The sequence below is a fragment of the Mesorhizobium sp. XAP4 genome, assembly GCF_029269325.1.
Classification (GTDB): Bacteria; Pseudomonadota; Alphaproteobacteria; order Rhizobiales; family Rhizobiaceae; genus Mesorhizobium; species Mesorhizobium ciceri.
Genome location: NZ_JARIXW010000003.1, coordinates 521786 through 536567 on the forward strand (window position 1 = coordinate 521786; position 14782 = coordinate 536567).

Annotated in this window: 9 protein-coding genes; 7 read left to right on the forward strand and 2 right to left on the reverse strand. The window is 62.5% G+C overall.

Going from position 1 to position 14782, the window contains the following annotated elements; genetic code table 11:
- Window positions 1-58 precede the first annotated feature (58 nt).
- From glgB to P3C39_RS15985, 6 genes are all read left to right on the forward strand, one after another.
- Window positions 59-2272 (forward strand): 1,4-alpha-glucan branching protein GlgB, encoded by a 2214-nt coding sequence (gene glgB / locus P3C39_RS15960; protein ID WP_063171712.1) that lies wholly within the window; start codon window positions 59-61, stop codon window positions 2270-2272.
- Between the two features lie 52 nt (window positions 2273-2324).
- On the forward strand, window positions 2325-3590 hold the full coding sequence (gene glgC, locus P3C39_RS15965; protein ID WP_013532699.1) for a glucose-1-phosphate adenylyltransferase: 1266 nt from the start codon (window positions 2325-2327) through the stop codon (window positions 3588-3590).
- A 3-nt stretch (window positions 3591-3593) separates the two neighbouring features.
- The gene (gene glgA, locus P3C39_RS15970; protein WP_013532698.1) at window positions 3594-5039 is read left to right on the forward strand and encodes a glycogen synthase GlgA; all 1446 of its coding nucleotides are present in this window, start codon (window positions 3594-3596) and stop codon (window positions 5037-5039) included.
- A gap of 3 nt (window positions 5040-5042) precedes the next feature.
- Window positions 5043-6671: an alpha-D-glucose phosphate-specific phosphoglucomutase gene (locus P3C39_RS15975; protein WP_275953697.1), complete on the forward strand. Its 1629-nt coding sequence runs from the start codon at window positions 5043-5045 to the stop codon at window positions 6669-6671.
- A gap of 199 nt (window positions 6672-6870) precedes the next feature.
- Window positions 6871-8886 carry a glycogen debranching protein GlgX gene (gene glgX, locus P3C39_RS15980; protein WP_275953696.1) on the forward strand — a complete coding sequence of 672 codons (2016 nt, stop codon included), beginning with the start codon at window positions 6871-6873 and terminating at the stop codon, window positions 8884-8886.
- Window positions 8873-10495, forward strand: coding sequence for an alpha-glucosidase family protein (locus P3C39_RS15985; RefSeq protein WP_275953694.1), 1623 nt, complete (start codon window positions 8873-8875; stop codon window positions 10493-10495). Before glgX ends, P3C39_RS15985 begins: the two co-directional genes overlap by 14 nt.
- A 10-nt stretch (window positions 10496-10505) precedes the next feature.
- Here P3C39_RS15985 and P3C39_RS15990 read toward each other — a convergent pair whose 3' ends face one another.
- A complete protein-coding gene (locus P3C39_RS15990) occupies window positions 10506-12287 on the reverse strand; it encodes a TadG family pilus assembly protein (protein WP_275953693.1) in 1782 nt (593 codons plus the stop codon).
- Window positions 12288-12701, reverse strand: coding sequence for a TadE/TadG family type IV pilus assembly protein (locus tag P3C39_RS15995; RefSeq protein WP_174564973.1), 414 nt, complete (start codon window positions 12699-12701; stop codon window positions 12288-12290).
- Window positions 12702-13113: 412 nt separating this feature from the next.
- Between P3C39_RS15995 and P3C39_RS16000 the strand changes: the two genes are divergently transcribed.
- On the forward strand, window positions 13114-14706 hold the full coding sequence (locus P3C39_RS16000; RefSeq protein ID WP_013532692.1) for a peptide ABC transporter substrate-binding protein: 1593 nt from the start codon (window positions 13114-13116) through the stop codon (window positions 14704-14706).
- Window positions 14707-14782: the final 76 nt, after the last annotated feature.

Consider the following 14782-nt stretch of genomic DNA (forward strand, 5'->3'; position numbering starts at 1 on the left):
ATGTTGGATTCACATCACTAGAAACAAACACTTGGTGCCCGGGGAGGGACACTGCCTGATGAAGAAGCCGCGCGCGACCGCTGCGACAAGCGGGCCGGATGGACTGGCGCCAGCCGGCGATGTCGCGGCGATTGTTGCCGGCACGCACGGAGATCCCTTCGCCGTCCTTGGTGTCCATGAGGTCGGCAAGAGCCTGTATGCCCGGTGCTTTGTTCCGAATGCCGAATTCGTCACCGCCTACACGCTGACCGGCACCATCGCGGGTGAATTGTCCAGGCGCGACGATGGCGGCTTTTTCGAAGGCAAGCTCTCGATCAAGAAGCGGCAACCCCTGCGCTATCATGCCAGGAACGCCGGCGGCGACTGGTGGCTGACCGATCCCTATTCGTTCGGTCCGGTGCTGGGCCCGATGGACGATTACTACATCGCCCAAGGCTCGCATCTAAGGCTGTTCGACAAACTCGGCGCCCATGTCATCGATCACGAAGGCGCCACCGGAGTGCATTTCGCCGTCTGGGCTCCCAATGCGCGGCGCGTCTCTGTGGTCGGCGACTTCAACGAGTGGGACGGCCGCCGGCACACCATGCGAGACCGCCGCGACACCGGTATCTGGGAACTGTTCGTACCCGACATCGGTGCCGGACGGCCCTACAAATACGAGATCATCGGCCCCGATGGTGTGAGGCTGCCGCTGAAGGCCGATCCGTTCGCCTTCAAATCCGAACTGCGTCCGGCTACTGCTTCGGTCGTGGCGGTGCCGCCGGCGCACGAGTGGGGCGACGAGGCGCATCGCAATTTCTGGCGCAATGCCGATCACCGGCGAGAAGCCATCTCGATCTACGAGGTCCATGCCGGCTCCTGGCAGCTTCGCGACGACGGAACGTTCCTGTCATGGGACGAGTTGGCCGACCGGCTGATCCCCTATGTGGTCGAGACCGGTTTCACCCACATCGAATTCATGCCGATCTCTGAACATCCCTACGACCCGTCCTGGGGCTACCAGACGACCGGTCTTTACGCGCCATCGGCCCGCTTTGGCGACCCGGACGGCTTTGCCCGTTTCGTCGATGGCGCCCACCGCGCCGGCGTCGGCGTCATCCTCGACTGGGTGCCGGCACATTTCCCGGTCGACGCGCATGGCCTGGCCAATTTCGATGGCACCGCGCTCTATGAACATGCCGATCCGCGCAAGGGTTTTCATCCCGACTGGAACACCGCGATCTACAATTTCGGCCGCCGCGAGGTGGTGTCGTTCCTGGTCAACAATGCGCTGTTCTGGGCCGAGAAATACCATGTCGACGGTTTGCGCGTCGACGCGGTCGCCTCGATGCTCTACCTCGACTATTCGCGCAAGGCCGGCGAATGGATCCCCAACGAGAAGGGCGGCCGCGAGAATCTCGAGGCGGTCAGCTTCCTGCAGAAGATGAACAAGGAGGTCTACGGCCATCATCCGGGCGTCATGACCATAGCCGAGGAATCGACCTCATGGCCGAAGGTCTCGGCACCGGTGCATGAAGGCGGCCTCGGCTTCGGCTTCAAGTGGAATATGGGCTTCATGCACGACACGCTGGAGTATTTCTCCAAGGAGCCGATCTTCCGAAAGCACCACCACAACGACCTCACCTTCGGCCTGACCTACGCCTTCTCGGAGAATTTCGTGCTGCCGCTCTCGCATGACGAGGTTGTGCACGGCAAAGGCACGTTGCTTGGCAAGATGGCCGGCGACGACTGGCAGAAGTTTGCGACGCTGCGTGCCTACTACGCTTTCATGTGGGGCTATCCCGGCAAGAAGCTGCTGTTCATGGGACAGGAGTTCGCGCAGCGCCGCGAATGGAGCGAGGCGCGCGCGCTCGACTGGAACCTGCTTGAATTCCGGCCGCATCGCGGCGTCTGGCAGACGGTGCGCGATCTCAACTATCTCTACCGTTCGCGCCCGGCACTGCACGGCCGTGATTGTGAGCCGGAAGGGTTTTCCTGGCTGATCGTCGACGACAGCCAGAATTCGGTTTTTGCCTGGCTGCGCAGCGCGCCGGGCGGCAGCCCAGTGGCCGTCATTTCCAATTTCACGCCGGTGCCGCGCGATAATTATCGCGTGCCGTTGCCGACATCAGGCAAATGGCGCGAGATCATCAACACCGACGCTTCTGAATATGGCGGTTCCGGCAAGGGCAATGGCGGCATGGTCGAGGCGCGAGCGGAGGAAGGAAGCATCGCCGCGACGATGCTCTTGCCGCCGCTGTCCACGATCATGCTCGAGCTCGTCGCCGACTGAACCCATCGACACTGAGTAACATGTCGAGATCGAGTAACTTGGGAGGGTAGAAATGGCAGACTTGAAACGGACCCAGCCGCTGGCGCGCGATGCCATGGCCTATGTATTGGCCGGCGGCCGTGGCAGCCGCCTCAAGGAACTGACCGACCGGCGTGCCAAGCCGGCCGTCTATTTCGGCGGCAAGACGCGCATCATCGACTTCGCGCTCTCCAACGCGCTTAACTCCGGCATTCGACGCCTCGGCGTTGCCACCCAGTACAAGGCGCATTCGCTGATCCGTCATCTGCAGCGCGGCTGGAACTTCCTGCGCCCCGAGCGAAACGAAAGCTTCGACATCCTGCCGGCCAGCCAGCGCGTCTCGGAAACGCAGTGGTATGAGGGCACGGCTGACGCCGTCTATCAGAACATCGACATCATCGAGGCCTACGGACCCGAATACATGGTCATCCTGGCTGGCGACCACATCTACAAGATGGACTACGAGATGATGCTTCGCCAGCACGTCGACGCCAATGCCGACGTCACCGTTGGCTGCCTCGAAGTGCCGCGCATGGAAGCCACCGGCTTCGGCGTCATGCATGTCGATGGCAAGGACAACATCATCGCCTTCGTCGAAAAGCCCGCCGATCCGCCCGGCATTCCCGATAAGCCGGAGTTTGCCTTGGCCTCGATGGGCATTTACGTCTTCAAGACCAAGTTTCTGATGGAGCAGTTGCGCCGCGATGCGGCCGAGCCGGGCTCGAGCCGCGACTTCGGCAAGGACATCATCCCCTATATCGTCCAGCACGGTAAGGCGATCGCGCACCGCTTCGCCAAGTCCTGCGTCCGTTCGACCGCCGAGAACGAGGCCTACTGGCGCGACGTCGGAACGGTCGACGCCTATTGGGAAGCCAATATCGACCTGACCGATATCACGCCGGAACTCGACCTCTACGACCGCGACTGGCCGATCTGGACCTATGCCGAATTGAAGCCGCCGGCAAAGTTCGTGCATGACGAGGATGGCCGCCGCGGTTCGGCTGTGTCTTCGCTGGTTTCGGGCGATTGCATCGTCTCGGGGGCTTCGCTGAAAAAAAGCCTGATCTTCACCGGCGCGCGCATCAATTCCTATTCGACGCTCGAAGAAGTCGTCATGCTGCCCGACGTTCATGTCGGCCGGAACGCAAAGTTGAAGCGCGTGGTCATCGACCATGGTGTTAGGATACCGGAAGGGCTGGTGGTCGGCGAAGATCCTATTCTCGACGCCAAGCGCTTCCGCGTTTCCGAAAAGGGCATCTGCCTGGTCACCCAGGACATGATCGACAAGCTGGGGCTCTGACGCATGCAGGTTCTGTCGGTCACGCCGGAAATTTTCCCGCTCATCAAGACCGGTGGGCTTGCCGACGTGACCGGCGCGCTGCCCATTGCCTTGGCGGCCAAGGGCGTGACCGTGCGCACGCTCATGCCCGGCTTTCCGACCGTCATGGCTGCCTTCAAGAAAAAGCGGGCGGTTCTGCAATACCCCTTGCTGCAGGGCGGCAAGGCCTCTGTCCATTCCGTCCAACTCGCCGGGCTCGAACTGTTCGTGCTCGATGCGCCGCATCTGTTCGACCGTCCCGGCGGCCCCTATGGCAATGCGACCGGCGTCGACTGGCCAGACAATTGGCGGCGTTTCGCGGCGTTGAGCCAGGTCGGCGGCGACATCGCCGGCGGCGCCATCTCGGGCTACCAGCCCGACATCGTGCACGCCCATGACTGGCAGTCGGCGATGACGCTGGCCTATATGCGCTATGGCAAGGCGGTCGGCGTGCCTTCGATGATGACCGTCCACAACCTCGCCTTCCAGGGCCAGTTCGGCGCCGGCATTTTCGGCGAGCTTGGCTTGCCGGCGGCGGCGATGGCGCTCGACGGCGTCGAATATTATGGTGGTGTCGGCTTCCTCAAGGCGGGCCTGCAGGCCGCCTGGGCGATCACCACGGTCAGTCCGACCTACGCGCAGGAAATCCGCTCGCCCGAATTCGGCATGGGCCTCGACGGCCTCATCAACATGCGCTCCAGCGATCTCCATGGCATCGTCAACGGCATCGACACCGGCATCTGGGATCCGGAAACCGACAAGCATCTGGTGTCCAACTACACGGGCAGCACGCTGAAGGCGCGCGCACCCAACAGGGCTGCCGTGGAGGATCGCTTCAGCCTTGAGCGCGATGACAGCCCGATCGTCTGCGTGGTCAGCCGCCTGACCTGGCAAAAGGGCATGGACATATTGGCGCTGGTGGTCGACGGCATTGTCGCGACGGGTGCGCGGCTCGCCATCCTGGGATCGGGCGATGCCGGTCTCGAAGGCGCGCTGCTTGCCGCCGCCGCCAGGCATCGCGGCCGCATCGGCGTCGTCGTCGGCTACGACGAGGGGCTGTCGCACATCATGCAGGGCGGCTGCGACGCCATCGTCATCCCCTCGCGCTTCGAACCGTGCGGGCTGACGCAGCTTTACGGCCTGCGCTATGGCTGCGTGCCGGTGGTCGCGCGCACCGGCGGCCTCGCCGACACGGTCATCGACGCCAATGAGGCTGCCGTCTCTGCCGGCGTCGCCACCGGCTTCCAGTTCGCGCCCAACAATGGCGGCGCCTTGCTGCACGCTATCCGCCGCCTCGTCGACGCCCATGCCAGTCCGACGGTCTGGGAATCACTGCAGCGCCAGGGCATGAAAGCCGATGTGTCGTGGGACAAGAGCGCGGAAAAATACGTCGAACTCTATCGTTCGCTGCTTTCGAAAAGGGTTGCCTGAAGCATGATACGGACCGTTCCCACCAAGCCTTATTCCGACCAGAAGCCCGGCACGTCGGGCCTGCGCAAGAAGGTGCCTGTCTTTCAGCAGGAGCACTATGCCGAGAATTTCATCCAGTCGATCTTCGACGCGCTCGACGGTTTCAAGGGCAAGACCCTGGTGATCGGTGGCGACGGCCGCTTCTACAACCGCGAGGTCATCCAGAAGGCCATCGCCATCGCAGCCGCCAACGGCTTCGGCAAGGTGATGGTCGGGCAGGGCGGCATCCTGTCGACGCCAGCCGCTTCGCATGTCATCCGCAAATACAAGACCTTCGGCGGCATCATCCTGTCGGCCAGCCACAATCCGGGCGGCCCGCATGAGGATTTCGGCATCAAGTACAATGCCGGCAATGGCGGCCCGGCGCCGGAAAAGCTTACCGACGTGATCTTCGAAAAGACCAAGGCGATTTCGAGCTTCAAGATCGCCGATATCGATCCGATCGACATCGACACAACAGGAACGGTCAAGGCCGCCGGCATGACGGTCGAGATCATCGATCCGGTCGTGGACTATGCCGCGCTGATGGAAAGCCTGTTCGATTTCGACGCCCTGCGCAAACTCTTCAAGTCCGGCTTCCGCATGCGCTTCGACGCCATGCACGCGGTGACCGGTCCCTACGCCAAGGAGATCCTGGAAAACCGGCTCGGCGCGCCCAATGGCACCTGCCGCAATTTCAAGCCGCTGCCGGATTTCGGCGGCCATCACCCGGACCCTAACCTCGTCCATGCCAAGCACCTCTATGACGAGATGATGGGACCGGACGCACCGGATTTCGGCGCCGCCTCGGATGGCGATGGCGACCGCAATCTGATCATCGGCAAGGGCATTTTCGTCACCCCGTCGGATTCGGTCGCCATGCTCGCCGCCAATGCGCGTCTGGCGCCCGGCTACAAGGCCGGTTTGAAAGGCATTGCCCGCTCGATGCCGACCAGTGGCGCGGCCGATCGCGTCGCTGAAAAACTCGGCATCGGCATCTATGAGACGCCGACCGGCTGGAAATTCTTCGGCAATCTGCTCGATGCCGACATGGCGACGATCTGCGGTGAAGAGAGTGCCGGCACCGGCTCCAACCATGTCCGCGAAAAGGACGGCCTGTGGGCGGTGCTTTTGTGGCTCAACATCCTTGCCGCGCGTGGCGAAAGCTGCAAGCAAATCGTCACCGAGCACTGGGCGACCTACGGTCGCAACTACTATTCGCGGCACGATTATGAAGAGGTCGAGAGCGACCGCGCCAACGCGCTGGTCGACGAACTGCGTGCCAAGCTCGGCTCGCTGCCTGGCACCAGCGTGCGCGGCCTGAAAATTGCCAGCGCCGACGATTTTGCCTATCACGATCCGGTCGACGGTTCGATCAGCGAGCATCAGGGCATCAGGGTTCTGTTCGAAGGTGGTTCGCGGGTCGTCTTTCGGCTGTCCGGCACCGGCACGTCGGGCGCGACGTTGCGCGTCTACATCGAGCGCTACGAGCCGGACAAGTCTCGGCACGATCTCGACACCCAGGCCGCCCTTGCCGATCTGATTGCCGCGGCTGATGATATTGCCGGGATTCACAGCCATACCGGCCGCCCCAAGCCGAGCGTGATCACTTGAGAGTGGCTGCGCGCGTTTCACCTTCTCCCCTTGTGGGAGAAGGTGGCCGAGCGAAGCTCGGTCGGATGAGGGGTGCTCCAGCTTGGCGCAAACCGATGTCCAGATCACTAACGCCGCGTTCCTTCCAACACCCCTCACCCGTCTCGGCGCTGCGCGCCGATCCACCTTCTCCCGCAAGGGGAGAAGGTGAGGCGCGGGCATGACCCAGCTCGGCGCCACAGTCACCCGCGAAGGCATCCGCTTTGCCGCCTGGTCGCAGGCCGCCCGTCGGCTTTGGGTCTCGATCTTCGACGAGCAGGGCATGCGGGAAATCGAACGGCTCGAACTGCAGCGGGAAGGCGAGGGCGTCCACGCGCTGTTCGTTGCAGGTCTTGGCTCCGGAACCCGCTACGGTTTCCGCGCCGACGGGGACTATGCGCCGGAGCATGGACTGTGGTTCGACCCCGACAAATTGCTGACCGATCCCTACGCCGTCGAGATTGACAGGCCTTATGCCTACGACTGGCGGCTGGCCGATCGCCGGGGCGAGGGGGGCGATACCGCGTCGCTGATGCCGAAGGCGATCGCGGCTGCGCTACCGAAGCCTGTGCAGGCTGCGCCGCCGCTCTTCCGCGCCGGCGGCCTGGTCTACGAAATTCCGGTGCGCGCCTTCACCATGCTGCATTCGGACGTTCCCGAAAAATTGCGCGGAACAGTCGCCGCACTTGCTCAACCGGCGATCGTCGAGCACCTGAAAAAACTCGGCGTTGGCGCGGTCGAACTGATGCCGGTGACCGCGTCGATCGACGAACGGCATCTGCCGCCGCTCGGGCTGCGCAACGCCTGGGGCTACAATCCCGTGACGTTCATGGCCCTCGATCCGCGCCTTGCGCCGGGCGGCATCATGGAACTGCGAAACACGGTCGCTGTGCTGCGCCAGGCTGGTATCGGCGTCATCCTCGACCTCGTCTTCAACCACACCGGCGAGAGCGACAGGCTTGGTCCCACGCTGTCGCTGCGCGGCTTCGACAACCAGGCCTACTACCGGCACACACCTGATGGCAGGCTGGCCAACGACACCGGTACCGGCAACACAGTCGCTTGCGACCATCCTGTGGTCCAGGAAATGGTCCTCGACACGCTTCGCCATTTCGTCAGGGATGCCGGTGTCGATGGCTTCCGCTTCGACCTCGCTCCCATTCTGGGGCGGGTCGAGGGCACATTCGATGCCGAGGCGCCGCTGCTGAGAGCGATGCGCGATGACGCACTGCTGGCCGATCGCGTGTTGATCGCCGAGCCGTGGGACATCGGCCCCGACGGCTATCAGCTCGGCAATTTTCCAGCGCCCTTCCTCGAATGGAACGACAAGTATCGCGACGATGTAAGACGGTTCTGGCGCGGCGACGCCGGCATGGTGGGCGCCCTGGCGACCCGGCTCGCCGGTTCGTCCGATGTGTTTGCCGCGAACGGGCAAGGCGCCAGCCGCAGTGTCAATTTCATCGCCGCCCATGACGGCATGACGCTCGCCGACATCGTGCGCTACGAGCGCAAGCACAACGAAGCCAATGGCGAGCAGAACCGCGACGGCCACAATGAAAACCTGTCCTGGAACAACGGCGTGGAAGGTGATGCGGACAACCCGGCCGTGGCAGCGGCTCGCCAGAACGATCAGCGCGCGCTGCTCGCCACGTTGTTTGCCTCGCGCGGCACCATCATGCTGACCGCGGGCGACGAGTTCGGCCGCACCCAGCAAGGCAACAACAACGCCTATGCCCAGGACAACGAGATCACCTGGCTCGACTGGGCCGGCCGCGACCAGGCGCTGGAGCGCTACACGGCGGAACTCTCGAGGCTGCGCCGATCGATGCCGGCGCTTTCCGACACAAGCTTCCTCACTGGCCAGCCGCCGGCAGGTTCGGAGATACCGGACGTCGCATGGCTTGCTGAGACGGGCGCGCCGCTCGATGAACAGAGCTGGCAGGATCCGCAGCGGCACCGTCTTGTCATGGTCCTGAGTGGCGCCAGCGACGACGACCGCCGTCTTGCGGTGCTTGTCAACGGCGATCGCCGGGCCTGCATCTTCACCTTGCCTGAACGAGACGGATTCTTCTGGGCCCCAGCTATCGAAGCGCCGGATGCGGCGGATATCTCGCGGCCAATATCCGGGCGGACGATGATCTTCATGATCGAACGAGCGCAGGCCGGCACAAGGGAGAAGCGCAATGGCGGCGAGTGACAAGAAGGGATGGTGGCGCGGTTGCGTCATCTACCAGATCTATCCGCGCTCCTTCCAGGACACGACCGGCGATGGCAGCGGCGATCTCGCCGGTATCACATCGAGGCTCGCCCATGTCGCCTCGCTCGGTGTCGACGCCATCTGGCTGTCGCCTTTCTTCAAGTCGCCGATGGCCGATATGGGCTACGACGTGTCGGACTACTGCGATGTCGATCCGATGTTCGGCACGCTCGAGGATTTCGATGCGCTGGTCGCCGAGGCGCATCGTCTCGGCCTGAAGATCATCATCGACCAGGTGCTGTCGCATTCATCCGACAAGCACGACTGGTTTGTCGAAAGCCGCGCCAGCCGCGATAACCCCAAAGCCGACTGGTATGTCTGGGCCGATACCAAGCCAGATGGCAGCGCGCCAAACAACTGGCTCTCCGTCTTCGGTGGCCCGGCCTGGGAATGGGATTCTACCCGCCGGCAGTATTACATGCACAATTTCCTCCCCTCGCAGCCCGATCTGAATTTCCACAATCCGGAGGTTCAGGACGCGCTTCTGGAAACTGTGCGCTTCTGGCTGGAGCGCGGCGTCGACGGTTTTCGGCTCGATACGGTCAATTACTATGTCCACGACCGCTGGTTGCGCAGCAATCCACCCTTGGCATCAAGCGTCGCCGGCACCAACAGCGAGACCAACACCTACCTTTACCAGGAGCACCTGTTCGACAAGACGCAGCCGGAAAACCTGGCGTTCCTGCGCCGCATCAGGGCGCTGCTCGACGAATATGACGACCGCGCCGCCGTCGGCGAGATCGGCGATGAAGGCCGCTCGCTGCAGACGCTCGCGGCCTACACTTCAGGCGGCGACAAGCTGCATATGTGTTACACCTTCGACCTGCTCGGTCCGCAGTTCTCGGCTGCGCATGTGCGTGGCTGCGTCGAAGCCTTCGAGGCGGCCGTCTCCGACGGCTGGGTCTGCTGGGCCTTCTCCAACCATGACGTGGCGCGCCATGTCAGCCGCTGGACAAGGCCGGACAGCGAGCCCGACGCGGTCGCAAGATTCTCGATCATGCTGCTCGCCTGCCTGCGCGGCTCGATCTGCCTCTATGAGGGCGAGGAACTCGGGCTGGAGGAGGCGGAGCTGGCCTATGAAGATCTGCGCGATCCCGTCGGCATCCGCTTCTGGCCAGGCGTCAAGGGCAGGGATGGGTGCCGCACGCCGATGGTGTGGGAGGCCGGCGCCGACAATGCAGGCTTCTCCACGGCCAGGCCCTGGCTGCCGATACCGGCCAGCCATCGCGCTCGCGCCGTCGACGTCCAGAATGCCGACACGGTCTCTGTGCTCGCGTCCTACCGGGCTGCGCTGGCCTTGCGCGGGGAGCATGAGGCGCTGATATCCGGCTCGATCCGCTTTCTCGACGCCGAGGGTGACCTGCTCGCTTTCATCCGCGACGGCGGCGGTGAAAGACTGCTCTGTGTCTTCAATTTCGCCGGAGGACCGGCCAATTGGCCGTTGCCGGGGGACATCGGAGCGGTTGCGCAGCTGGATGGCAATGCCGCGGTCGTCGAGACTGAGCTTTTGCTGCCAGCGCTCGGAGCCTTTTTGGGCAGGCTCGACTGATATCCCGACGTTACTGCACCAGCACGGCACGTCCGCATGTCGCGCCGGTGACCCGGACATCGGCCACGCCGAGATGCACGCCGAGCGTATCGAGTAGATTGTAAAGCAATGTGTCGACTGGTGCGGTCACGGTTTTCAGAAGCGTCGTCACAGCTGGCTTCACGGTGCCGAGCAACGCCGTTACGTCAAGCCCGAGGATACCAAGCGCATTGACGGAAAGCGACAACTTGTCGACCAGTGACGTTGTCAGCGTCTGGGTAATGTCCCGTGTCGGCGTCGTCTTGATGGTTTTGGCGGCGATCTCGGTTTTGTTGAAGACCAGGTTGGTCGGGCTGACGTTGGTGATGTCGGCACCCGCCGAACCCTTCACCAGTATTAGCGGGATTTTTAACAGCAGCAGATTGAGGCTGACATCCGCGATGTTGGCGTCGGAGAACGACTGCGGGTTGCTGAAATCCGCGAAGGCGGTGGGGCTGTTATCGGCATCGCTGGCGGCAAGGTTCACCGCCGCGATGCCGGGCTTCGCGGCAATGGTAACCTTCAGGCTGTCGGGGCCGGTCGGGCAGTTGATGTCGGTCAGCTTGGCCTCGGCGTAGGCTACTTCGACATTCAGCGGCAGCTTGACCGACAGCAGGCTGATACCGCCGCCCAGGTTTGGGTTGCCGACGCCGACCGTGACAAGCAGCTTGATGCGCGTTTGCGCGGTGCGAACCACGGTGCCGGCTTCTCCAACCGCCAGCCATGGCGAGGATTGCGGTGGTTCGCCGATGGCGATGGCGAGCGTGGTCGACAGCACCCCGGGAATGGTGGCTCCGAGGGCGACGTCGACCTGTTTTGAACCGTTTGCCAGTCCGGCGGCGGCCGTCAGCATTCCCAAGGCGCTGGCGTCGACGCCGAGGCCGGCGGGCCTTTGGCCGAGGCCCAACTTGCCGACGGAGCCGAGATCGACCAGATGACTGAGCGGGATCTGGACCGTGCTGGTCGACTTGGACGCGATCGTCTGCAGGGCGGCCTTGGCCGTGTTGCCAAGCCCGGGCACATTGGCCATGGCCGTGGCGATCTGGCCGACGGTCGCCTTCGATGCCAGCACATCCGAATACGAGACGCCAGTTAGGTTTAGCTGTGTGGCAAGGCCGTCCACGAAGGAGAGCACGCTCACATCCGCGGAGATCAGCGCGTTGTAGTCCATGACACTGAGCGAGATGTTGCTGCCGAGCAGTCCGCCGAGAAGCGCGTTGAGGATACCGCCATCGAGGCTGGCGAGCCTCGATCCGACCGAGAACGTCGCCTGTGGCGTCATGCTGGCGGTGGCTTGGGTGCCGATGACGGGAGTGGGGATCAGCGAACTCGCGAAATAGCGGGCGGGGATCTTCTTCAGGGTGACGCGGACGGCATTGTAGGGGGTTATGCTGGCCTGGAAACGCTGGCCCACATTGGCCCCGGATGCCACATATCGCCCGGGCGTGACCGTCACGACGGTTTTGCCGACCGCCGGCTCGATCGTCTGTCCCGAGCTTTGAACGACAACCCCTGGCATGCCGTTGTCGGTCAGCGTGGTAACGACCGCTGTATTGACATTGGTCATGTTCGAGGCGGCGGTGATCGCCGCCAGATCCACCATTGCCTGCGCTTCGCGGCGCTCGGTGTAGATCGAGGCTTCGTCGATGGCCACTGCGGCCAGCGCCAGCGCCACCGGCGCGCTCAATGCCGCCATGACGGTGAAGTTCGCTTTCCTGTCACTCAGCATCAACCGGGCAAGCCGACCGATCCCATTGCACGCATGCAGCAGCATTCAAATGCCCCCGACCCTGATCGTTGACTGGCGCCTGATCGTGGTCCCGGGCATGGCTATGCCCGGGAAAAGGTTCCAGATCGGCAGGTTGCGGGCGTCGTATTGTATGGACACCACGAACTGGCTTCCATCGGCCGAGCTGTCGTTGGCCTGGTAGGTCAACTTGCTGACATCCACGAAGGGATATCCGCCGGCATTGTTGGTGACGAAGCTGGCTACGAGCGTTTGACGTTCGGTTTGGTTCAACCCGGCAATTGCCGTGCGGGCGGCATCCGCTGCGATCTGCTGGATCGAGTTGGCGGCGCCGAAGTATATACCGTATGCAACCATTCCGAGCAGAAGAAGAATGAAAATCGGTGAAAGTAAGGCAAACTCAACCGCAGAGGTACCGCGCTCTTCTTGAAATTTCCGCATTAGTTGACGGATTTTGGGCAATTTACTTGCTCCGTTACTCATAGCCGCCGCGCGTCTGAAGCTCGAACTGTATAGAAGGTACTCGTAATGTAACCTCAGGTTGCTTAAGAACGCATTAAGACATTCCGGCAAACTGGCATGGCTCCCGATTCGCGGTGAAAAATAGCGTCGAGGTGAAGAAACCAAGTCAAGCTTTTGGTTTCGGCTGGTGTTTCAGCGGCCACACCATAGCTTTCGTCGGCCTTACTTTGGGTGACCCAGAGAGTCTGTTGAAATAAAAATTCTCCGCGTTAGTGTCTGGGCACGAGCCGCAGGACGGGAACCAGCGGCGCGCTCAAAGGGGTCAGATATCGGCTCCAGGGCGTCAACACTTAATAGGCGCGCCAACGGCGGCGCCGACAGGGAGAACTTCATGCTGAAAAACATGCTGAAGGCGACTGTGTTCGCCACGACGATGACGCTGGCCGCCGGGACGTTCTACACGCAGGCCTTTGCCGAGACCGTCTATAACAGGGGCACCGCCGCTGAATCGGAGTCGGTCGATCCGCACAAGACCTCGACGGTTTACGAAGCCAATGTCCTGCGCGACCTGTTCCAGGGCTTGGTCATGCAGGACCAGAAGGCCAATCTCATTCCTGGTGCCGCCGAGAGCTGGACGGTTTCGGACGACGGAACCGTCTATACGTTCAAGCTGCGCAAGGACGGCATGTGGTCGGATGGCAGCCCGGTTACGGCGGACGATTTCGTCTATGCCTTCCACCGGCTGGAGGATCCGGCGACCGGCGCCGAATACGCCTCGATGCTCTATCCGGTAAAGGGTGCGGAGGACGTCAACACCAAGAAGGGCAAGCCTGAGGACATGGGCGTCAAGGCGATTGACGCAAATACCCTGGAGGTCACGCTGAAGGCGCCGACGCCCTACTTCCTGGAGATGCTGACCCACCAGGCGACCTATCCGGTGAGCAAGGCCTCCATCGAAAAGCTCGGCGCCGATTGGATCAAGCCCGGCAATCTCGTTTCGAACGGCGCCTATACGCTGGCCGAATGGGTTCCCAACGATCATATGAAGCTGGTCAAGAACCCGAAATTCTGGGATGCGGCGACCGTCAAGTTCGACGTCGTCAACTACATCCCGACCGAGGACCGCTCTTCGGCGATGAAGCGCTTCGAGGCAGGCGAACTGGACAGCTACGACGACCTTCCGACTGAACAGCTCGCCGATCTCAAGACCAAGTTTGGCGACCAGATCCACGTCGGACCGTATCTCGGCACCTATTATTATGCGATCAAGACCGACAAGGCGCCGTGGGATAATGTAGAGCTGCGCAATGCCATCTCGATGGCGATCGACCGCGACTTCCTCGCCGAAAAAGTCTGGCAGAACTCGATGCTGCCCGGCTATTCAATGGTGCCTCCCGGCATCGAAGGCTACACGCCGGCAATGGCCAAATATGCGGACATGCCGCAGATCGACCGCGAGGATGCGGCCAAGAAGATCCTCGAGAAACTCGGCTATACGCCCGAAAAGCCGCTGAAGATGGAAATCCGCTATAACACGTCGGAAAACCACAAGAACACTGCGGTGGCGATCCAGGAACAGCTGAAGCCGCTTGGCGTCGACGTCACGCTGCTCAACACCGACACCAAGACCCACTACTCCTTCCTCGAGCAGAAGGGCAACTATGATCTGGCACGTGCCGCCTGGATCGCCGACTACAAGGATCCGGAAACCTTCCTCGGCATCTCGCGCAAAGCCAGCGGCAACAATTATTCGGACTACAACAGCCCGGCCTATGAAGCGGCCATGGACAAGGCGGCCGCCGCCGGCGGCAACCCCGAACAGCGCATGAAGGAACTGGCCGACGCCGAACGCATCCTGGTCGACGACGTCGGCCAGATACCGCTCCTCTATTACAGCTACCACGATATCGTCTCCTCGAAGCTGCATGGCTTCGTCGACAACGTGATGGACGTGCATCCGTCGCGCTTCGTCAGCAAGGACTAACCCTGGCCAAGCCACCGCGCCCTCCAGGCGCGGTGGCGATGGTTTGCCATCGCATCGGCCCGGGTACCGGAATTCG

Bases quoted from the DNA above. Each gene is read 5' to 3' on its own strand.
- glgB (WP_063171712.1), top strand. From the start codon at position 59: ATGAAGAAGCCGCGCGCGACCGCTGCGACAAGCGGGCCGGATGGACTG.
- glgC (WP_013532699.1), top strand. From the start codon at position 2,325: ATGGCAGACTTGAAACGGACCCAGCCGCTGGCGCGCGATGCCATGGCC.
- glgA (WP_013532698.1), top strand. From the start codon at position 3,594: ATGCAGGTTCTGTCGGTCACGCCGGAAATTTTCCCGCTCATCAAGACC.
- P3C39_RS15975 (WP_275953697.1), top strand. From the start codon at position 5,043: ATGATACGGACCGTTCCCACCAAGCCTTATTCCGACCAGAAGCCCGGC.
- glgX (WP_275953696.1), top strand. From the start codon at position 6,871: ATGACCCAGCTCGGCGCCACAGTCACCCGCGAAGGCATCCGCTTTGCC.
- P3C39_RS15985 (WP_275953694.1), top strand. From the start codon at position 8,873: ATGGCGGCGAGTGACAAGAAGGGATGGTGGCGCGGTTGCGTCATCTAC.
- P3C39_RS15990 (WP_275953693.1), bottom strand. From the start codon at position 12,287: ATGCTGCTGCATGCGTGCAATGGGATCGGTCGGCTTGCCCGGTTGATG.
- P3C39_RS15995 (WP_174564973.1), bottom strand. From the start codon at position 12,701: ATGCGGAAATTTCAAGAAGAGCGCGGTACCTCTGCGGTTGAGTTTGCC.
- P3C39_RS16000 (WP_013532692.1), top strand. From the start codon at position 13,114: ATGCTGAAAAACATGCTGAAGGCGACTGTGTTCGCCACGACGATGACG.